Raw genomic sequence first — 19,708 nt, 5'->3', positions numbered from 1 at the left:
TCCTTCAGTGGCTCGCAGCGGGGGCATCCGCCATCGGCGGCTGGAAGCGGCGCAGGCGCAGTGCGTTGCCCAGCACGAACACGCTGGACAGTGCCATCGCACCGGCGGCGAACACCGGCGACAGCAGCACGCCCCAGACCGGATACAGCACGCCGGCCGCTACCGGAATCAACGCGGTGTTGTAGGCGAAGGCCCAGAACAGGTTCTGCCGGATGTTGCCCAGCGTTGCCTTCGACAGCGCGATGGCATTCGGCACGCCCTGCAGGTTGCCCGACATCAGCACCACATCGGCCGACTCCACCGCGATATCGGTGCCGGTGCCGATGGCCAGGCCGACATCGGCTTCGGCCAGTGCCGGCGCATCGTTGATGCCGTCACCAACGAAGGCGACATGGCCATGGGTGGCCTTCAAACGGCGCACCGCTTCGACCTTGCCTTCCGGCAGCACCTCGGCCACGACTTCATCGATACCGAGCTGGCGTGCGATCGCCTGCGCGGTGCCGGCATTGTCACCGGTGATCATCGCCACCTTCAGGCCAAGCTGATGCAGCGCCGCGATCGCGGCCGGCGTGCTCGGCTTGATCGGATCGGATACTGCGATGATCGCTGCCAGGCGTCCATCGATGGCAGCGTACAACGGCGACTTTCCCTGCGCGCCGAGTTCAGCCGCCAGCGCCGCAAATGCAGTGATGTCCACGCGCAGGTCGCGCATGAAGCGATCAGCACCGACCTCCACACGCGCACCCTCCACGCTGGCGCGTACACCCATACCGGTGACCGATTCGAAGTCGACCATGGCCGGCAATGCGAGGCCCTGCTCGGTGGCTGCATCGACAATGGCACGGGCGATCGGATGCTCCGAACGTGACTCCACGGTAGCCACCGCGGCCAGTACCGTGGCGCGATCGAAGCCGTCGGCGATCTCCAGGTCGGTCAGGCGCGGGCGACCTTCGGTCAGCGTGCCGGTCTTGTCCACCGCCACCACCTGCGCGTCCTTCAGCAACTGCAGCGCTTCACCCTTGCGGAACAGCACGCCCATCTCGGCGCCACGACCGGTTCCGACCATGATCGACGTCGGCGTGGCCAGGCCCATTGCACACGGGCAGGCGATGATCAGCACCGCCACCGCATTGACCAGCGCGAAGCTCAGCGCCGGCGATGGGCCGAAGATCAACCAGACCGCGAAGGTCGCCAGTGCGGCCAGCATCACCGCCGGCACGAACCACAGGGTGACCTTGTCGACCACCGCCTGGATCGGCAGCTTCGAGCCCTGTGCCTGTTCGACCATGCGGATGATCTGCGCCAGCATGGTCTGCGCGCCCACCGCCGTGGCACGCACGGTCAATGCACCTTTCTGGTTGACCGTGCCGCCGACCACGCTGCTGCCCGGCTGCTTCTCGACCGGAATCGGTTCGCCACTGATCATCGACTCGTCGATGTAGCTGCGCCCCTCGATCACCTCGCCATCGACCGGCACGCGCTCGCCCGGGCGCACTTCCACCACATCGCCGCTCAGAACCTCGTTGACCGGGATCTCGATCGTGCGGCCGTCACGGATCACATGCGCGACCTTGGCCTGCAGGTTGACCAGGCGCTTGATCGCCTCCGAGGTACGGCCCTTCGCGCGCGCCTCAAGGAAGCGGCCGAGCAGGATCAGCGCGACGATCACCGCCGCTGCTTCGTAGTAGACGTTCACCGTGCCCGGCGGCAGCAACCGCGGTGCAAAGGTTGCCACCACCGAGTAACCGAACGCTGCGGCGGTACCCACCGCCACCAGCGAGTTCATGTCCGGCGCCAGCCGCAGCAGTGCCGGGAAACCCTTCTGGTAGAAACGGCGGCCGGGAATGGCCAGCACCAGCAGGGTCAGTACGAACTGCAGGTACCAGCTGGTCTGCATGCCGAGGGTGGCCATCACCCATTCGTGCATGCCGGGAATCAGGTGCGACCCCATTTCCAGCACGAACACCGGAAGTGCAAGTGCGGTGGCCACGATCAGGTCGCGTTTCAGTTCGGCGCGCTCGGCATCCTTCTTTTCCGCCGCTTCGTCATCGGACTGAACGCCCGCTTCGATGGCATGGGCGGCATAACCGACCTTGTCGATCGCGGCGACCAGCGCAGCCACGTCCGCCATGCCACGCACCGTGGCGCGCTCGGTGGCCAGGTTGACGCTGGCCTGGCTGACGCCGGGCACGGCCAACAGCGCGCGTTCGACACGGCCCACGCAGGAAGCGCAGGTCATGCCTTCGACCGCCAGTTCGGTGGTGCCGGCCGGCACGTCATAGCCCACCCGCTCCACCGCCTGGATCAGCGCGGCGTGATCGACCGGACCGGACGCGCGGATATCCGCGCGCTCGGTGGCCAGATTGACCGAAACACTGCCGACGCCCTCGACCTTGGACAGCGCCGCTTCGACACGGCCGACGCAGCTGGCGCAGGTCATGCCCTCGATGGGCAGGCTGATGGTGGACGGGCTTGCGGGGACTGCAGTGGCGCGGGGCGTGCTCATGATCGGATTCCCGGGGTTCCTTCTGGATGCGGACAGGCTAAACCTTGCCATCGTGGGAAGGTCAAATCCAGCCACCCCGTCCAGCCGGTAGCGCCGGGCCATGCCCGGCGTACCGCCCGCAATCCACCTCAGAAGGTGAACACGTATTCCAGCGCGAACTCGCGGCCAACCGCGCCGAGCAGGCGGGTCGGAGCGAAATCGTAGTCCAGCTTGTACGGGTCCTTGTGGTTCCAGCTGGCCGAGTTGAACGCGTTGTTGACGTAGACATTGACCTTGGCGTGCTCGGTCACCTGGTAGCCCACGTTGAAGTTCCAGGTGATGAACGGCCCGACCCGCCCGTAGTAGCGCGCCGTCTGCTGGCCGGCATTGGGATTCGGATTCGGCGAGCCGTCCGGACGCGTGGCCGGCTCCAGGCAGTTGAGCGACGGGCTGTCGCTGGGCACGTAACCATCGGCGAACGGCAGGCAGCCGCCAGGATTGTTCAGGCGATCGGTGCCCCAGTGGTAGCGCACGCCCGGCACCGAACCGATGCGATCGGCATAGACGTTGGCATTCCAGTTGCCACGCTGCCAGGCAAGGCTCGCGCGCAGCTTGCTGCGCAGGTCGCGGTCACGACGCTCCGGGTTCGGATCGTTGGCGTAGCGCTGCTCCTTGGTCGAGATCTGGTTGGTGTAGTTCAGGCCGAGCTGGAAGCTGCCCCACTGCGCGGTTTCCAGGCGATAGCGCGCGGTCAGGTCGATGCCGCGCACTTCGCGGCTGGCCAGGTTGAACGGGCCGCGCTCGATCGATACCAAGCGGCCGTTGCTGTCACGGTTCACGCGGGCCAGGATGCCAGCGCAATACTCGCCACCGGCCGGATTGGCCCACGGCGTACCGTCCATGTTCTTGCCGGTCAGGCAGCCCGCTTCGCTGGCCAGCACCTCGTCGGCGCCAACGTCGACGATCATGTCTTCCAGCTTGATTGCCCAGTAGTCGGCACTGACCGAGAGATTGGGCATCACGTCCCAGACGAAACCGACCGTCCACGAATCACCGGTCTCCGAGCGCAGCAGCGGCGTGCCACGCCGGTTCACATCGAACGTGTACCAGACATCGGTATTGCCCACGCCACAGTTGTTGACCAGGTACGCGCCGCTCTGGATGCAGCGCAGGCGGTCATAGGTCTGCACTTCGGAGCTGCTCGGCTGGCCCAGCAGGTAGTGCATGTCGGGCGCATGGAAGCTGGTGGCATAGGAGCCACGCACCAGCAGCGACTCCACCGGGCGCCATTCCAGGCCGACATTCCAGGTGGTCTCCTTCTGGCTGCCGATGTCCAGCGCTTCGCCGCTGTTGTCAGCCTTGTAGCTGCCATAGCGGTCATAGCGCGCGGCCGCAGTGGCGGTCACGCTTTCCAGCAGCGGAATCTTGAACTCGACGCCGGCCGAATAGCGCGTGCGCTCGCCGCCACCGCGATCGACGTTCTGCAGGTCGAAGTCGATGCCGGCGCGCGGATCCGGACTGAGGTGATAGCCCTGCTGCGCGACTTCGGCCACCGCCGCGAACGAGATCGGGCCGGCCCAGCCCTGGAACAGCTCGCCGGTGATGTCCGCCGAAGCCTGATTGACCCATGAGGACGCACGGTTCTTCGCCACGGTGCCCATCTGCCAGTACTGGTCCGGCGTCAGCGGGTTCCACCAGCGCGATTCGTTCAACGCATAGATCGCCTCGCCGTCGGCGGTAGTGCCCAGCTTCGAGCCTAGGAAATAGTCGTACGACTTCTGCTTGTCGACCACGTTCTGCCGCTCTTCAACGCGGTAGTAGGAACGCCCCACCGTGGCACTCCAGTCGAAGCGATCGGCCAGGCGACCACGCAGGCCCGCACTCCAGTCCCAGGACAGTTCGCGGTTGGTGTTGCGCAGCGTATCCAGGCCGCCCACCTCGTTCGGGGTGAACTGGCGCACGCCGAGGATCGGGCGGTTGCGGTTGGCGTCCCAGTAGTAGCCGTTGTCATCGTCGATCAGCGACACGCCGGGCGGATTGGTGCCCCAGATCGCTTCGGAACGGTATACCGCCAGGTTGGTCCAGGCCTGCAGGTCGTTGCTGAAATCGAAGGTGGCATACAGGTTGCCGGACACGTTCTCGGCACCACCGGTGAGCAGCCAGTTGGCGTAGTCGGCGCTCATGCCGCACAGGCGGCCGGTGTTGCTGATGGTGTTGGCGGCGTAGTTGTAGACCAGGCGATCGGCGGTGTAGTACTCGCCATCGAACTTCTCGCAGGTGCCGGTGGGCGGCGCCAGGCGCTGGCCGGTGGTGGGATCGATCAGCGCCAGGCCGGCGGTGGGACGGAAGCCGACCTTGCGTTGTTCCATGTTCCAGGACGGGTACGGCGCATCGTCGGCATCGTCCATCTGCGGACGGTCACGTCCGAACAGCGGATCGCGCTTGGTGTACTGCAGCGCGTAGGTCACGCTCCAGTTGTCGCCGGTCCTGCCGCCGGCCCAGGACAGATCCCAGGTATCGCGGCCGCCTTCGGTGGAGGTACCACCGCGCACGCGTACTTCGTCGCCGTCATAGTTGGTCTTCAGGATGACGTTGACCACGCCGGCGATCGCATCCGAGCCATAGATGGCCGAGGCGCCACCGGTCAGTACTTCGATGCGCTCGACTGCGGCAGCGGGAATGTTGCCGTAGTTGGAGAAGTTGGTTTCGCCACCGTAGGGCAGCGGGTAGTCGGCCACGCGGCGGCCGTTGACCAGCAGCAGCGAGCGGTTCGGGCCCATCCCGCGCAGGTTCAGGCCGCTGGCATTGGGCGTATGCGAGCCCCACTGCGAGGCCGCCTCGACGGTGCCGGTGGCTTCAGTGAGTGTCTTCAGCGCGTCGTACACGCTGACGAAGCCTTCCTTCTGGATCTGTGCGGCAGTGATCACGTTGACCGGCGCCGGACCTTCGACGCTGGCGCGCTTGATGCGCGAACCGGTGACGGTGACCGCGTCGAGATCCTTGGTGGACGAGTTGGCGGCCTCCTGCGCGCTGGCCGCCAGGGGCAACAGGGCCAGGACCAGGGCCTGGGACAGCAGGTGACGACGCTTGCGGACGATCTGAGCCATGGGTGGTTGCTCTTCGAAAGTGTGGACGCACGGACGGGTGGTGGCGCGGCACTACGGCTGATCCGGGCACCTGGATCGGTTCAAGACCGATACGGCGCCCTCCCCTGTGGATCGATCCAAACTAAAGCACAGCTGAACCGCGCCGGGCATGCGGCGACGCAGCAACACGTGGCGTAATGCCGTTATCGGCTGCAGGTATCCAGAACAATAAAAGGGTTGCGAAACATCGCTGAGAAGACGGCGCACACGTCAATGACACGATCGCGACAATCGTGCGCGGAACTATTTTGTCCGCCCCCAGCGGCTTCTCTCGTCCGATTGAGCCGGGACAAAACGGCCATTGCGGAGTGCATAGTGGCTTGAGCCCTTTCCGTCGGACCCGGCACCCCACCACGTGATGGTGAACCCGTCGTGCTGCCAGACCACCGAGGAAAAGTCGGACTCACTTTCGGGACTTCCCGAGTTCTGGCTGGCCAGGGACACGGTCTCAAGGCAACTACTGATCAGTATCCTGCCCCGCTCGACAGGCTTGGGCGGGATCAATTCGTAGACGTAGAGTTCGATCTCGCGCCCCGCGCCACAACGGCCCATCGGATTATCGGCGTTTGAATCGAATACCTGATACAGCGCGCGAAAGCGCTTTCCCCCAACTTCATGCATGCGCCTGTCGACGAATGCGCCCCGAGCGGCTGGCGCCAGTTTCACGCCGGGCATAGGCAGGATCTCTCGACCTTCCTCGCCATTGGCTTCGTGCCACTGCCACACGGATGCCGAAACCTCTTCGGCGCCACTCGCACTGAGCGCAAGCAAACAGGAGAGCAGCGGAAGCAGTTGAAACATCTGGGCGCTCGCGGTCGAAGGATGGTCGGCCACACTGTCCGGACTGATACCGTGCTCCGCCATATGCAGACGCAGATGACGTTTACTTTCCGTGACTTGCCGCTTCGACCCCGGCAATCACATGTGCCTGAAGCGTCATCTGATCCAGCGCCCAATCCATCGCGAACAGTGGGGTCGGAGCCCTTCTGCGAAGGGATCCGACCCCGGCGGCGTTCAACCGTCCAGCGCCTGCCGCAGCGAAGCTACGGTGGCGGTGGCGGTCTGGCTCCAGTCCGGGTCCAGCCCTCGCAAAGCCTGGTTCTGGAACTGCATGGCCGAGCGCCGCAGGCCCTTGGCCGAGGCGTGCAGTTCGGTACAGCCGGTCTGCCGTGCGACGGTTGCGATGTTGCCCGGGGCCAATCCGGCGCCGGCCATCACCGTAATGCGGCCCGCTGCCTGGGTAACGAGGCCTGCCAGCACATCGGCACCCGCCTCGGCGCTGACCTGGCCGCCTGAGGTCAGCACCCGTTGGCAACCCAGCCCGATCACCTGCTCCAGCGCCGCAGGCAGATCACGGGCGGCATCAAAGGCGCGATGGAAGGTCACCTGCAGCGGCCCGGCAGCCTGCACCAGTTCACGGCACAGCGTCAGATCGACGTTGCCCTGTACATCCAGCGCGCCGATCACCACGCCATCGCAGCCCAGTGCGCGGCACTGCGCGATGTCACGCAGCATCAGTTCGGCTTCCAGCCCGTCGTAGTGGAAGTCGCCCGGGCGCGGCCGCACCAGCACGAACAGCGGAATCGACAGGCGTTCGCGGGCAATCGCAATGCTGGCGAACGACGGTGTGGTGCCGCCTTCGGCCAGGTTGTCGAACAGCTCGATGCGGTCGGCACCGCCGGCCTGCGCGGCCAGCGCCGATGCCAGCGAATTGCTGGCGATCTCCAGGGTGAGCCGCGTGCTCACGTCTGGGTGCTCGTGTAGATCGATGGCGAGTCGCGCAGGTCATCCTGGCGCTGCCCATCGCAGACCGCGTAGACAAAGCCGCGATGCAGCGCGTAAGCGCCGACCTCGCCCTGCTTGTTCATGGCCAGGAAGCAGACCTGCAGTGTCTTGCTCGCTTCCGGGCGCTTGCGCACCACACGGTCGATCGCTTCGCGGCAGGCCTGCGCGGGAGAACGTCCCTGGCGCATCAGCTCGACCACCAGGAACGAGGCGGCATTGCGGATCATCTCCTCACCCACGCCCGAGGCAGTGGCCGCGCCCACGTCGTTGTCGACATACAGGCCGGCACCGATGATCGGGCTGTCGCCGACGCGGCCATGCAGTTTCCAGGCCATGCCGCTGGTGGTGCAGGCACCGGCCAGGTGGCCCTTGGCATCCAGTGCCAGCATGCCGATGGTGTCGTGGTTGTCGCTGTTGCCGGGAATACCGCGGCGCTCGGCATTGATCTGCGGCTGGTACTTCTCGGTCTTCAGCCACTCGTGCCAGGCGGCTTCAGCCTGCGGCGTCAGCAGGTGCTTGCGCTCGAAACCCTGCTGCACCGCGAACTGCTGCGCGCCCTCGCCCACCAGCAGCACGTGCGGGCTGTTCTCCATCACTTTGCGCGCCACCGACACCGGATGCAGGATGTCGACCAGCGCAGCCACTGCACCGCAACGGCCATCGCCGTCCATGATGCTCGCATCCAGGCTCAGCACGCCATCGCGATCCGGATTGCCGCAATGGCCAACGGTGGGGTTGCACAGCTCGCTCTCGGCCCAGCGTGCACCGGCTTCGACTGCATCCAGTGCGCTGCCACCCTGCGCCAGCACCTGCCATGCAGCCTGGTTGGCCGGCACGCCGAAGTCCCAGGTCGAAACCACCCTGGCACCACCCTGCGTGCGCGCCTGCACGCCCGGCAATGCCGCCATGCCTGCGGCCAGTGCACCGGCCTGCAGGAACTGCCTGCGATCCACCATCTTCCCCTCCCAGTCTGCAATGCATGGCCGGCCCGATGCCGGCCCTGCCGATCAGTCGTGCGTGGGCTGCCGTGCGGCGTGCCAGACCGCTGCACCGAGCACACCCAGCTGGCCGTGCTCCACCCTCCACACCGGTACCTGGCGCAGCACTTCGGTCAGCACACCCTTGTTGAGGAATCGCTCACGGAAGCGGCCATCTGCCAGGAAATCCTGCACATGCGCGGAAATGCCCCCGGCCAGATACACCGAGCGCGCGCCGACGGCGATCGCCGCGTCGCCGGCCAGGCTGCCCAGCCAGGCACAGAAGACATGCAGCGTCTCCACCGCCAGCGCGTCCTCACCGCTGCGGGCGGCACCGATCAGCGCCTCGGTGCTGCTCCACACCGGGGTGACACCGCGCAGTTCGCACAGGCACGGATACAGGTTCATCAGGCCGCTGCCGGACAGCACTCGCTCGTTGTCCACGTGCGCCCAGCGCTGCAGCAACTTGCCCAGCACCTGCAGTTCCAGCGCGTTGCCGGCGCCGAGCGCGGCATGGCCGATCTCGCTGGCCAGCACCGGGCGCTCGCCATCGGCGAAACGCAGCGCGGCACCCAGGCCGGTACCGGCACCCAGCACCAGCGCCGGGAAGGCCTGGGCTGGATCGGCGTCGCCGTTCAGCGGCACCAGGGTTTCCGGCTGCAGGTACGGGATGGCCAGCGCCACCGCTTCGAAATCATTGATCAGCTGCAGTTCGCGCAGGCCGGACTGTTCGCGCGTGGTCGACAGCGAGACCGTCCACGGCAGGTTCGAGTTGATCAGCACATCGCCATCGAGCAGGCCGGCGATGGCCACAACCGCGGTCTGCACCGGCTGACCAAGGCCTTCGGTGAAATCGGCCAGGATCGCGGCCAGGCTGGGGTGCTCGGCGCAGGCATAGGTGCGATGACTGCCCAGCCGCGGCGCGTGGCCGGGTTGGGTCTCAGCCAAGGCCAGGCGGGCGAAGGTGCCGCCGACATCGGCAACGACCAGATGGCGCGGAAGACCGCCGCGGGCGGAGTCGGAGGAAACCGGGGACGCTGCTGCGATGGTCACGCTGGCCTGCTTGGATCGATTGAATCGCCCCGATTCTCAGGCATCGGGGCGGCTTTGCCTAGCGCGCCGATGGTTCAGGTTGGCCTACATGCCTTCCTGTTCGGCCACCTGCACACCATCCACCAGCACGCGCAGGCGCTGCGGGCGGAAGCCGGCGAACAACAGCGGCCGGGTGCGCTCGACCAGCACTTCGTGGCCGGCGATGTGACGCAGCCACGACTGTACCAGCGAGAACGAGAAGTGGGTGCCCGGATGCAGCGGGTGCTGCACCCAGACCTTCTCGGTGGCGCTCTGCAGCAGCATCGCGCCGGTGAACCAGTGGCGGCTTAGCGTCACCGGCGTGGTGCCGGCCATGAAGCGGATATCCATGCGGGGTCCTTTCGCTGGAGCGCTGGTGCGCGGTGTCAGGGCTGGGCAGTCTGCAGGCTGTAGCTGGTGGTGGCGGTGAACACTGCACCATCAGGCTGGGTGGAGCGTACTTCGACCTTGTGGCTGCCTGTTGCCAGGTCGGTCGGCAGCGCGCCCCGCCACAGGTGCGGCGACGCAGTGGCCTCCGGCGAACGGTCGTAGCCGCGCAGGCTGTTGGCCAGATCATCGGCCACGTTCTCCACCATCAGGCGCGGATCGGGCTGGCTGACCTGCTTCATCGGCTGCCAGGCGCCGCCATCGACGCGGTACTCGACCACGCTGGCGTCCTCACCCATGTAGACGTTGGCGTAGACACCCCACGCCGGATAGGCGCCCTGGCGCAGTACCTTGGGTGCATGCAGGCCGATCTGCTCGCTGGCCGGCTGGCCAGCCACGCGGTACTGCAGCTTGTAGCTGCCGTTGCCGGCCACATCGAGCAGGGCATAGCCCTTCGGCGTGCCGTCGCTCATGGTGCTGTCCGGCACGCCAGCGGCATTCTTCACGCCGGACCAGAACGCACCGCAGTTGGCACCGACGTTGTATTCGTGCAGCGGCTTGTCGCCGTTCCAGCCCTCGGCCTTGCCGTGGTAGACGTGCTGCTGGGTGTGGCTGTGGCCGCTGAGCACCAGCACGTTGCGGAAGTCCTTGAGCAGGTCGAACAGGCGCTGGCGGTCGGCGTGGCGGAAGGTCTCGCGCCCCGGCGCCGCGTCGAACAGCGGGATGTGCATGCCCAGCACCAGCAGGCGGTCCTTGTGCAGGCCCTTCAGGTAGCTGGCGAGGAAAGCGAACTGGTCTTCGCGCAGGCCGCCGATGTATTTCGGCTTGGCCTTGGGGTCGTAGACCACGTCGTCGAGGAACACGAAGCTGGCGCCACCCTCTTCCACCGCGTAGGTGTCCGGGCCGTAGATGTTGCGCCAGCTGTCCAGCGAGTGTTCGTCGCTGGCCGCATCGAAGTCGAGATCGTGGTTGCCCGGCACGTGGAACCACGGCACACCGAGCTCGGTGGTGACCTTGTTGATCGCCGGGTACAGGGTCAGGTCGTCGTTGACGATGTCACCCAGGGTGGTGCCCATGCGCGCCCTGGTCTGGCCAACCAGCGGCGCCACGATCGACTGCTGGTAGTAGCCGATGTCCTTCAGGCTGGCGGTCTGCGAATCGGTGAACACCAGCATCTGGAAACCACGGCGGCTGTCATGGCGATCCGACTGCAGGGCGAAATCCCAGTTGCGGGTGACGTCGCTGGTCGCGGCGATGCCACCGTACTTCAGTGCCGGTGAACCGTTCGGGCGGTAGTGGCGCCAGAACGAAGGCAGGCCATCGGCCGCCTTCGGGAACGAATACGCATCGGGCTTGATCACGAACACGGTCTGGCCGTCGCGCACTGGCAGGCTGTAGCTGCCGTCGGCGGCGGTCTTGACGATGGCCTCGCCGTTGGAGACCTGCACCCCGGCCAGGCCCGGATCGGTCGCACCGCGGCCGGGTTTGCCGTCGCGCTCCAGATAGACCTTGCCGGTGACCACGGTGTCCGCGGCCCAGGCCGGCGAGGTCAGCAACAGGCAGCACAGCCAGGCGGCAGGCAGTTTCATGGGCGGTCCGGGTAAAGAAAGACCGCCTATTGTAGATTCCGTTGATGACATCGCGCACGCGATGACGCATGCCGGTAGTGCCGGCCGCTGGCCGGCAGCCCTCAGATGCCAGGCGAGCATGAGTTGCCGGCCAGCGGCCGGCACTACCGCAGCTCAACGATGGCGTTTTTCCAGCACCGCCCGCGCATCATCCAGCGACAACCCGCGCGCGCGCAGCAGCACCAGCAGGTGGTACAGCAGGTCCGAGGCCTCGCCCAGCAACGCCTCGTCGTCCTGTGCCACCGCCGCCAGCGCCGTCTCCACGCCCTCCTCGCCCACCTTCTGCGCGATGCGGCGGATGCCGCCCTCGAACAGGCTGGTGGTGTAGCTGCCTGGCGGGCGCTGTACCTCACGCATCGCCACCAGCTGGCCCAGCCCGCCCAGGAAATCCTTCGGTGCCCCGTCGAAACAGCTCTCGGCACCGGTGTGGCAGGTTGGCCCGGCCGGGCGTGCAATCACCAGCAGGGTGTCGGCATCACAGTCGACGCTGATCGACTGCACCACCAGCACGTTGCCGGACTGCTCGCCCTTGGTCCACAACCGCTGCTTGCTGCGGCTGAAGAAGGTCATGTGACCGATGGCCAGCGTGGCCGCCAGCGAATCGGCACTGACATAGCCCAGCATCAGCACCTGCAGGGTGTCGGCATCCTGCACCACCGCCGGCAGCAGGCCGTCGCCCTTGCCCCAGTCCAGCGCCTGCAGCGCATCCAGCGACGGCCTCACTTCAATAGACATCCCGCACCTCGATCTGCTGTCCGCGCAGGTAGCGCTTCAATTCTGGAATGGCGATGGCGCCGCTGTGGAACACACTGGCCGCCAACGCGCCGTCGACGTCGGCCTGGTCGAAGGCCTCGGCGAAGTGCTCCATCGCGCCGGCACCGCCCGAGGCGATCAGCGGCACCTGGCACAGGGCCCGCGCCTGCTGCAGCTGCACGACATCGTAGCCACGGCGTACGCCATCGCTGTCCATGCAGTTCAGCACGATCTCGCCTGCGCCACGCCGTTGTGCTTCGACGATCCAGTCCAGCGTGCGCAGCGGCACCGCCTGGGTCTTGTCCGGGTCACCACTGAAACGGCGTACCCGCCACTGGCCATCAGTCTCGCGCACCGAATCGACACCGACCACCACGCATTGCACGCCAAACTCGTCTGCCAGCTCGGTGATCAGTTCCGGGCGGCCCAGCGCCGGCGAATTGATCGACACCTTGTCGGCACCGGCGAACAGCACGCGGCGCGCAGTTTCCACGCTGTCGATGCCACCGGCCACGCAGAACGGAATATCGATCAGGCGTGCGATGCGCTCGATCCAGGCGACGTCGACTGAACGCGCCTCGGGGCTGGCGCCGATGTCATAGAACACCAGCTCGTCCGCCCCCTGGTCGCGATACCGCTGGGCCAGTTCGGCGATGTCGCCCATGTCGACGTGGTCGCGGAAGCGCACACCCTTGACCACGCGGCCGTCGCGCACGTCCAGGCACGGAATGATGCGACGGCTCAACATGCCAGCGCCTCCGCCAGGTCCATGCGCTGCTCCAGCAGCGCCTTGCCGAGGATCGCGCCACCGCAGCCGGCGGCACGGGCTTCTGTCACATCGGCCACGTCACGGATACCGCCGGAGGCCTGCACGGCCACGCCCGGCAGCAGCGCCGACAGGTGCTGGTAGAGGCTGATGTTGGGCCCGGCCAGCATGCCGTCGCGGGCGATGTCGGTACACAGCAGGTGGCGCATGCCGGCACGCGCATAGCGCTGGGCCAGATCATCCAGGGTCACCCCGGCGTTCTCTGTCCAGCCATGCACCGGCAGCTGCCATTGGCCCTGCGCGTCCTGACGGGCATCCAGCGCGATGGTGACGCGCTCGGCGCCGAACTCCTCCAGCCACCCGACCACTTCATCCGGACGACGCACCGCCAGTGAGCCGACCACCACGCGGCCAGCGCCGGCATCGAGGATGCGCGCCACATCGTCACGGCCACGCACGCCACCACCGGTCTGCACCTGCAACCTGGTCTGCGCGCGGATCGACGACAGCAGCGGTGCCAACGTGTAGCCACCGGCGCGTGCGGCGTCCAGGTCGACCAGATGCATCCACTGCGCGCCCTGCGCAGCGAAGGCCTGTGCACGCGGCAGCGGATCGTCGCCATACGAGGTTTCCTGCGCGTAGTCACCCTGGCGCAACCGCACCACGCGGCCGTCGCGGATATCCAGCGCGGGGTAGACGATGAAACTCATGCAGCAGTGCCCTCGAGGAAGTTGCGCAGCATCAGCGAACCGGTCTCACCGGAGCGCTCGGGGTGGAACTGTGCGCCGTAGTAACGCCCCTGCTCCACCACGGCAGTGAACAGGCCACCGTGGTCGCAGGCAGCAACAGTGTGGGTATTGAGTGGCGCCGCATAGCTGTGCACGAAGTAGGCGCTGGCGCGCTCCGGCACGCCTTGCAGCAGCAGCGATTCGCGCAGCGGGAGCAGGCGGTTCCAGCCCATGTGCGGCACACGGATGCCACAGGCCGGTACCAGCTTGCGCACCACGCCCGGAATCAATCCCAGTGTCTCGACGCCGGCCTCCTCGGACCGCTCGAACAGCAGCTGCATGCCGAGGCAGATGCCCATCAGCGGCACCTCCAGTCGCTGCAGCGGTTCCACCAGGCCCTGCGCATGCAGGCGCTGCATGCCGGGACCAGCGGCGCCGACGCCGGGCAGGATCACCCGCTGCGCACCGACCAGACCGTCCGCATCGCGCACCAGCCGCACCGTCGCGCCCAGGCGCTCCAATGCGTAGCGCACCGAGCCCAGGTTGGCACCGCCGGCGTCGATCAGCGCAACGTCGCTCACAGCGCCCCCTTGGTGCTCGGCAGTGCCCTGCCCTGGCGGGCCAATGCCGGGCGCAGCGCGCGCGCCAGTGCCTTGAAGCAGGCCTCGACCTTGTGGTGGTCGTTGTCGCCGCGCACCTGCAGGTTGAGGTTCAGGCCGCTGGCGTCGCACAGCGAACGGAAGAAGTGCGGCACCAGCTCGGTCGGCATGTCGCCCACGCGCTCGCGCTTGAACTCGCCCTCGAACACGAAATAGGGGCGGCCGCTGAAATCCAGCGCAGCGCTGGCCAGGGTCTCGTCCATCGGCAGGGTGAAGCCGTAGCGGCCGATGCCACGCTTGTCGCCCAGCGCCTCGCGCAGGGCCTGACCCAGCGCCAGCCCGGTGTCCTCGATGGTGTGGTGCTCGTCGATGTGCAGGTCGCCCTCGGCCTGGATGTCCAGCGCGAACCCGCCGTGCTTGCCGATCTGTTCCAGCATGTGATCGAAGAACGGCAGCCCGGTGGCGATGCGCGCATCACCGGCACGGTCCAGATCCAGTTCAACGCGGATCTTCGTCTCCTTGGTGTTGCGTTGGACCACGGCGGTGCGCGGCGCATCGGCCAGCGCGTGGGCGATGCCCGGCCAGTCCCACTCGCCACCGAACTGCTCGGTGCGCAGCTGGAAACCGCGGATGTTGAGATTCTCGGCGAACTGCAGGTCGGTGATGCGGTCGCCGACCATGCCCGAGCGCGCCCAGTCGATGCTGCGGTCCTGCAGGTAGCCTGTCATCAAGCCGATGCCCGGCTTGCGGGTCGGCGCCTTGTCCTGCGGCCAGCTGCAGTCGATCAGCACGTCACGGAAGGTGATGCCCTGGCTTTCGAAGATCTGCAGCATCAGGTCGTTGGGGCCATCGAAGCTAGCGCGCGGGTAGCTGTCGCTGCCGAGGCCATCCTGATTGGTGACGATCACGAACTGGTAGCCGGCATCGCGCAGCTTCAGCAGCGCCGGGATCACCTGCGGCACGAAGCGCAGTTTCTCGTAAGCATCGATCTGGAAGTCGGCCGGTTCTTCAATGAGGGTGCCGTCGCGGTCGATGAACAGGATCGGTGTCATGCTGCGGCCCTCCGCGCCGACAGGGCCGCAAGCACGCGGTCATTCTCTTCGGGGCTGCCGATACTGATGCGCAGTGCATCACCCAGCTGCGGCGCGGCGCGCTGGTCGCGCACCACCACACCGGCATCCAGCAAGGTGTCGAACGCTGCCTGCGCATCAGCGAAGCGGACCAGCAGGTAGTTGCCGGACGAGCGGTACACGCGACGAACGCCAGGCAGGTCCGGCAGCGCAGCGAACAGGCGTTCGCGCTCGGCGATGACCGTGGCCACGCGCTCGGCGGTACGTGCCAGTGCGGCCGGCTGCAGCGCCTGCACGGCCAGCTCGGCGCACGGGGTCGGCACCGGGTACGGCGCCTGGCAGCGCCGCAGTACGGCAATCAGTTCCGGCGCGGCGATCAGGGTGCCGATGCGCGCGGCCGCAAGTGCGTGCGCCTTCGACAACGTGCGCAGCACTGCCAGATTAGCGTGCGTGGCCAGCAACGTGGTCGCCGACGGGCGCTGTGCGTACTCGACATAGGCCTCGTCCACCACTACCAGCGCCTGCCCACGCAGAGCAGTGGCCACGCGCTCGATCTCGTCCAGGGCGATGTCACTGCCGGCCGGGTTCGACGGTGCGCACAGGAACACCAGCGTGGCATTGCGTGCCCTGGCGGTGTCGATCACCGCATCCAGATCGGCGCGCAGGCCATCTTCGCTGTCCACCAGAGGCACCTCAATCAGTGCAGCCCCCTGCAGGCGCGCGCAGACCGCATACATGCCGAACACCGGCGGCGTGACCAGCACGCCATCGCGGCCCGGCACGCACAGCGCGCGCACCAGCAGATCAATGGCTTCGTCGCTGCCACGGCCGATAAGCAGCTGCGGCGGCGTCACGCCGTACAGCGCCGCCAGGCCCTCACGCAACGCCAGCGGCTGTGGTTCCGGATAGCGCCGGCTGTTGCCCGCCGCATCAGCCGGATTGGCCCAGGCCGACTCGTTGGCGTTCAACCAGACCTCGCCCTGCACCGCCGCGCTGCGCGCCGAGCTGTAGCCGGCGAAGGCCTGCAGATCCGGGCGCACCAGCGCCAGCACTTCATCAATGGCGGCGCTCATGCGGCGGCCTCCATGCGCAGGGCCACTGCACGCTCGTGCGCATCCAGCCCTTCGGCGCTGGCGATGACGCGTGCGCAGCCGCCGATTGCCGCCAGGCCGGCAGCGCTGGCGCTCTGCACGCTGATCAGGTTCTGGAAGCTGGCCACGCTGACGCCGCTGTAGGCACGCGCGGCACCCGCAGTGGGCAGCACGTGATTGGTGCCGCTGCAGTAGTCGCCCAGCGCTTCGGGGGTGTAATCGCCCAGGAACACCGAGCCGGCCGCCTGCACCTTGTCCAGCCACGCGCGCGGATCACGCAGGGCCAGGATCAGGTGCTCGGGCGCGTAGCGGTTACTGATCGCGAACGCCTCGGCCAGCGAATCGACCTGGATCAGGCGCGACGCCGACAGCGCCTGGCGCGCGATCTGCTGGCGCGGCAGCAGAGCCACCTGGCGCTCCACCTCGGCTTCAACCGCCGCCAGCATCGCGGCATCATCGGTCAGCAGCAGCACCTGCGAATCCGGACCGTGCTCGGCCTGCGACAGCAAGTCGGCGGCGACGAAGGCCGGATTGGCGCCAGCATCGGCGATCACCAGCACTTCGGAGGGACCGGCCGGCATGTCGATGGCGGCCGCGCCATCCTGTGCGACCTGCTGCTTGGCTTCGGTGACGAAGCTGTTGCCGGGCCCGAACAGCTTGTCGCAGGCCGGAATGCTGGCCGTGCCATAGGCCATCGCGGCGATCGCCTGCGCGCCGCCCAGCTTGAACACGCGCTGCACGCCGGTCAGCCGCGCGGCTACCAGCACTGCCGGATCGGCGCTGCCGTCGGCGCGCGGCGGCGTGCACAGCACCACCTGCGGGCAACCGGCCAACTGCGCCGGAACGCCCAGCATCAACGCGGTGGACGGCAGTGGCGCGCTGCCGGCCGGCACATACAGGCCCACCCGGCCGATCGGGCGCAGCATGCGTTCGCAGACCACGCCCGGGGCGGTTTCAACTGCATAGCCTTTGCCCATGCCGGCGGCGTGGAAGCGCGCGATGCGTTCGGCGGCGTCCACCATCGCCTGGCGCAGTTCGGCGGGCACGGCCGCTTCAGCAGCGGCGAATTCGGCTTCGGAAACTTCAAACGAGGCCAGCTCGACACGGTCGAAACGTGCAGTAATCGCACGCAATGCGTCGTCGCCCTGCGCGCGCACCTGTGCAATCAGGGCCGCCACCGCGTCACGGGTCTGCTGCGCCACGGTCTGCACCGGGCGGGTCAATGCCGCGCTGCGCGCGGCCTCATCAAGTCGGGACCAGATCAGACGGTTCATGCCAGCGACCGCTCCACGCTCAGTACCATCAGGCCCTGCGCACCGGCGCGCTCGAGTTCTTCCATGCGCTGCCAACTCAACGGCCCGGGGCACATGGTCTGCAGGCGCAGCGCACCGCCATCGGCCGGCAACCGCACCAGCGGCTCGGCATCGGCCAGCAGCTGCGCCAGCGCGTCAACGCGGTCCTCGCTGGCACGGAACATCAGCAGCTTGCGGTCCTGGCGCTGCACCACGCCGTCGAGGCGGCGCAGCAGCATCGTGCGCAGCGATGCACGTGCATCATCCGGCACGCGCACCGCGCCGGCCAGCACCGCCTCGCTGTCGAGCAGGTTGTGCACCGCGGTCAGCTGATTGGCGCGCAGGGTGGCGCCGCTGGACACCAGATCGCAGATCAGGTCGGCGGTGCCCAGGCGCGGGGCGATTTCCACCGAACCGGACAGCTCGACCACCTGTGCGTCCACGCCCTGCTCGGCCAGCCACTGCTTGAGGATGGCCGGGTAGCTGGTGGCGATGCGGGTGCCGGCCAGCTGCGCCGGACCCTGCCACTGCCATTCCTCGGGCACCGCCAGCATCAGCCGGCACTGGCCGAAGCCCAGCCCGCGCAATGCCTGGTAGGCATCCGGCAGACCGATCTGGCGCCGCGCGGCGGCCTGTTCGTCCAGCTCGTTGCGGCCGACGATGCCGAGATCGCAGACGCCGTCGGCGATCAGGCCGGGGATGTCGTCGTCGCGCACCAGCAGCAGGTCCACCGGCAGCGATTCGCCGTAGCAGAACAGCTTGTCGCGGCTCTCGCGCCAGCTCAGGCCGCAGGCGCTGAGCAGGTTGCGCGCGGGTTCGGCCAGCCGGCCACTCTTCTGGATGGCGATACGCAGCCGGTCTCGTGCCGGCGCTGCCTGGGTTGCACTCATGGGGGATGTCTCGAAGTTCGGAACGGGGCGCGGATCAGCGCGAAGCAAGGCGGTCGATGGCGGCGGCATAGCCTTGATGGCCATGCTCGAGCGTGCGTGCCACCCGTCCGGTGGTGGTCACGCTGACGCCGGTGCGCTCGTGGATCTCGCGGTACGGCACGCCCTGCTGCAGCAGCGGCACCACCTTCCAGCGGTCGGCCATGGCTTCCAGCTCGGCCGGGGTGCACAGATCACGCAGGAAGGCTTCGACCTGTTCCGGCTCGCGCAGGGCGGCAAAGGCCTGGGCCAGGGCTTCCAGGTCGGCCTTCGGGTCTTTGGCGGCAATTTCGGGGCGGGCTTTCACGGGGTCGTATCCATGCATCAATGTAATAGCGCGCTAGTACATTAGCGCATTCTTGCGCAGTGCGTCAAATCGAGGGTTGAGGGGGCGGCAGGGCTGCTGCCCTGCACCCGCCAAGAGCCAGAGCAAAAGCAAATGCTGATTTGCTGAGCGTTGGCGGGGAGGGTCCGGTGGCAGGGGACGCCGTTAACCCATCCATGGGGGCTTGGTCGCGGCATCCATGCCGCTCACACCCCTGCCACCGGACCCTCCCCGCCTTCGACAGTTGGCCGCGATCTGCTGGATCTCGCTGGGAAAGTGATCGAGAACGGCTTTTGTGGAGTCGAGCCATGCTCGACTGCGCTTCGTCCAGAAACGCAGAACGCCCACCAAAGGGTGGGCGTTCTGCTTTCAAATCAACAACCTGGCCCGACTCAGGGCAGACAGCGCACCTCGGCCTGCAGCGCTCCGCGCCGCAGGCATTCGCCGAACAGGCTGCCCTGCCGGCTCGGCAGGGACTGGATGTTCTCCAACGCCCCCGCTCCCGCCCGGCACGTCCGCGAGGCCAGGGCCTGCAGATCGTCCTCCAGCTGTGCGCGGTCGATCGCATGGCAGCGATCAACCGCCAGCCGGTACTGCGCCGGCCCGATCCGCGTGCTGTGCAGCGCCGGGTCGCTCTGGCAGCCCGCCAGCAGGAGCACGCTCAGCACTCCTGCGGCGG

18 protein-coding genes are annotated in these 19,708 nt (G+C 67.3%); all 18 read right to left on the bottom strand.

The annotated features are described in order from the left end of the window. Nucleotides 1-4: 4 nt before the first annotated feature. Entirely contained in the window at nucleotides 5-2,506 is a 2,502-nt protein-coding gene (locus ACZK3J_RS09965; RefSeq protein ID WP_197655932.1) for a heavy metal translocating P-type ATPase, read from the bottom strand. 128 nt (nucleotides 2,507-2,634) lie between these two features. Further along, complete coding sequence (locus ACZK3J_RS09960) at nucleotides 2,635-5,592, bottom strand: TonB-dependent receptor plug domain-containing protein (protein ID WP_197655933.1); 2,958 nt, start codon at nucleotides 5,590-5,592, stop codon at nucleotides 2,635-2,637. 282 nt (nucleotides 5,593-5,874) lie between these two features. Next, nucleotides 5,875-6,432 (bottom strand): hypothetical protein, encoded by a 558-nt coding sequence (locus ACZK3J_RS09955; RefSeq protein WP_049398561.1) that lies wholly within the window; start codon nucleotides 6,430-6,432, stop codon nucleotides 5,875-5,877. Between the two features lie 213 nt (nucleotides 6,433-6,645). Beyond that, nucleotides 6,646-7,377, bottom strand: coding sequence for a copper homeostasis protein CutC (locus ACZK3J_RS09950; protein WP_197655934.1), 732 nt, complete (start codon nucleotides 7,375-7,377; stop codon nucleotides 6,646-6,648). Beyond that, nucleotides 7,374-8,372 carry a glycosylasparaginase gene (locus ACZK3J_RS09945; RefSeq protein WP_197655935.1) on the bottom strand — a complete coding sequence of 333 codons (999 nt, stop codon included), beginning with the start codon at nucleotides 8,370-8,372 and terminating at the stop codon, nucleotides 7,374-7,376. Before ACZK3J_RS09945 ends, ACZK3J_RS09950 begins: the two co-directional genes overlap by 4 nt. Before the next feature lie 51 nt (nucleotides 8,373-8,423). Continuing rightward, nucleotides 8,424-9,446: a glucokinase gene (locus tag ACZK3J_RS09940; protein WP_197655936.1), complete on the bottom strand. Its 1,023-nt coding sequence runs from the start codon at nucleotides 9,444-9,446 to the stop codon at nucleotides 8,424-8,426. 84 nt (nucleotides 9,447-9,530) lie between these two features. Then, on the bottom strand, nucleotides 9,531-9,815 hold the full coding sequence (locus tag ACZK3J_RS09935; protein ID WP_005409434.1) for a hypothetical protein: 285 nt from the start codon (nucleotides 9,813-9,815) through the stop codon (nucleotides 9,531-9,533). Between the two features lie 35 nt (nucleotides 9,816-9,850). Then, complete coding sequence (locus ACZK3J_RS09930) at nucleotides 9,851-11,440, bottom strand: calcineurin-like phosphoesterase C-terminal domain-containing protein (RefSeq protein WP_049462014.1); 1,590 nt, start codon at nucleotides 11,438-11,440, stop codon at nucleotides 9,851-9,853. A gap of 153 nt (nucleotides 11,441-11,593) precedes the next feature. Then, nucleotides 11,594-12,214, bottom strand: a complete 621-nt coding sequence (hisIE, locus tag ACZK3J_RS09925) for a bifunctional phosphoribosyl-AMP cyclohydrolase/phosphoribosyl-ATP diphosphatase HisIE (protein ID WP_049462015.1) — start codon at nucleotides 12,212-12,214, stop codon at nucleotides 11,594-11,596. Then, a complete protein-coding gene (gene hisF / locus ACZK3J_RS09920; protein ID WP_012480036.1) occupies nucleotides 12,204-12,980 on the bottom strand; it encodes an imidazole glycerol phosphate synthase subunit HisF in 777 nt (258 codons plus the stop codon). Before hisF ends, hisIE begins: the two co-directional genes overlap by 11 nt. Then, on the bottom strand, nucleotides 12,974-13,708 hold the full coding sequence (gene hisA / locus ACZK3J_RS09915; protein ID WP_049462016.1) for a 1-(5-phosphoribosyl)-5-[(5-phosphoribosylamino)methylideneamino]imidazole-4-carboxamide isomerase: 735 nt from the start codon (nucleotides 13,706-13,708) through the stop codon (nucleotides 12,974-12,976). The genes hisF and hisA overlap by 7 nt, the downstream gene beginning before the upstream one ends. After that, entirely contained in the window at nucleotides 13,705-14,307 is a 603-nt protein-coding gene (hisH, locus tag ACZK3J_RS09910; protein WP_008268504.1) for an imidazole glycerol phosphate synthase subunit HisH, read from the bottom strand. Before hisH ends, hisA begins: the two co-directional genes overlap by 4 nt. Then, nucleotides 14,304-15,377: a bifunctional histidinol-phosphatase/imidazoleglycerol-phosphate dehydratase HisB gene (hisB, locus tag ACZK3J_RS09905; protein ID WP_262220690.1), complete on the bottom strand. Its 1,074-nt coding sequence runs from the start codon at nucleotides 15,375-15,377 to the stop codon at nucleotides 14,304-14,306. The genes hisH and hisB overlap by 4 nt, the downstream gene beginning before the upstream one ends. Continuing rightward, the gene (hisC, locus tag ACZK3J_RS09900) at nucleotides 15,374-16,468 is read right to left on the bottom strand and encodes a histidinol-phosphate transaminase (RefSeq protein WP_197655610.1); all 1,095 of its coding nucleotides are present in this window, start codon (nucleotides 16,466-16,468) and stop codon (nucleotides 15,374-15,376) included. The genes hisB and hisC overlap by 4 nt, the downstream gene beginning before the upstream one ends. Further along, the gene (gene hisD / locus ACZK3J_RS09895; protein ID WP_197655609.1) at nucleotides 16,465-17,760 is read right to left on the bottom strand and encodes a histidinol dehydrogenase; all 1,296 of its coding nucleotides are present in this window, start codon (nucleotides 17,758-17,760) and stop codon (nucleotides 16,465-16,467) included. Before hisD ends, hisC begins: the two co-directional genes overlap by 4 nt. Beyond that, nucleotides 17,757-18,668 carry an ATP phosphoribosyltransferase gene (gene hisG / locus ACZK3J_RS09890; RefSeq protein ID WP_277779034.1) on the bottom strand — a complete coding sequence of 304 codons (912 nt, stop codon included), beginning with the start codon at nucleotides 18,666-18,668 and terminating at the stop codon, nucleotides 17,757-17,759. The genes hisD and hisG overlap by 4 nt, the downstream gene beginning before the upstream one ends. Nucleotides 18,669-18,702: 34 nt before the next feature. Further along, nucleotides 18,703-19,011 carry a YerC/YecD family TrpR-related protein gene (locus ACZK3J_RS09885; protein WP_180844071.1) on the bottom strand — a complete coding sequence of 103 codons (309 nt, stop codon included), beginning with the start codon at nucleotides 19,009-19,011 and terminating at the stop codon, nucleotides 18,703-18,705. A 410-nt stretch (nucleotides 19,012-19,421) separates the two neighbouring features. After that, the gene (locus ACZK3J_RS09880) at nucleotides 19,422-19,688 is read right to left on the bottom strand and encodes a hypothetical protein (RefSeq protein WP_065428524.1); all 267 of its coding nucleotides are present in this window, start codon (nucleotides 19,686-19,688) and stop codon (nucleotides 19,422-19,424) included. Between the last annotated feature and the right edge of the window lie 20 nt (nucleotides 19,689-19,708).

This window comes from Stenotrophomonas sp. 86428_Sma (assembly GCF_056481585.1).
This window is presented reverse-complemented; position numbering and strand designations above follow the sequence as displayed.

Bases quoted from the DNA above. Each gene is read 5' to 3' on its own strand.
- ACZK3J_RS09965 (WP_197655932.1), bottom strand. From the start codon at position 2,506: ATGAGCACGCCCCGCGCCACTGCAGTCCCCGCAAGCCCGTCCACCATC.
- ACZK3J_RS09960 (WP_197655933.1), bottom strand. From the start codon at position 5,592: ATGGCTCAGATCGTCCGCAAGCGTCGTCACCTGCTGTCCCAGGCCCTG.
- ACZK3J_RS09955 (WP_049398561.1), bottom strand. From the start codon at position 6,432: ATGTTTCAACTGCTTCCGCTGCTCTCCTGTTTGCTTGCGCTCAGTGCG.
- ACZK3J_RS09945 (WP_197655935.1), bottom strand. From the start codon at position 8,372: ATGGTGGATCGCAGGCAGTTCCTGCAGGCCGGTGCACTGGCCGCAGGC.
- ACZK3J_RS09935 (WP_005409434.1), bottom strand. From the start codon at position 9,815: ATGGATATCCGCTTCATGGCCGGCACCACGCCGGTGACGCTAAGCCGC.
- ACZK3J_RS09930 (WP_049462014.1), bottom strand. From the start codon at position 11,440: ATGAAACTGCCTGCCGCCTGGCTGTGCTGCCTGTTGCTGACCTCGCCG.
- hisIE (WP_049462015.1), bottom strand. From the start codon at position 12,214: ATGTCTATTGAAGTGAGGCCGTCGCTGGATGCGCTGCAGGCGCTGGAC.
- hisF (WP_012480036.1), bottom strand. From the start codon at position 12,980: ATGTTGAGCCGTCGCATCATTCCGTGCCTGGACGTGCGCGACGGCCGC.
- hisA (WP_049462016.1), bottom strand. From the start codon at position 13,708: ATGAGTTTCATCGTCTACCCCGCGCTGGATATCCGCGACGGCCGCGTG.
- hisB (WP_262220690.1), bottom strand. From the start codon at position 15,377: ATGACACCGATCCTGTTCATCGACCGCGACGGCACCCTCATTGAAGAA.
- hisC (WP_197655610.1), bottom strand. From the start codon at position 16,468: ATGAGCGCCGCCATTGATGAAGTGCTGGCGCTGGTGCGCCCGGATCTG.
- hisD (WP_197655609.1), bottom strand. From the start codon at position 17,760: ATGAACCGTCTGATCTGGTCCCGACTTGATGAGGCCGCGCGCAGCGCG.
- hisG (WP_277779034.1), bottom strand. From the start codon at position 18,668: ATGAGTGCAACCCAGGCAGCGCCGGCACGAGACCGGCTGCGTATCGCC.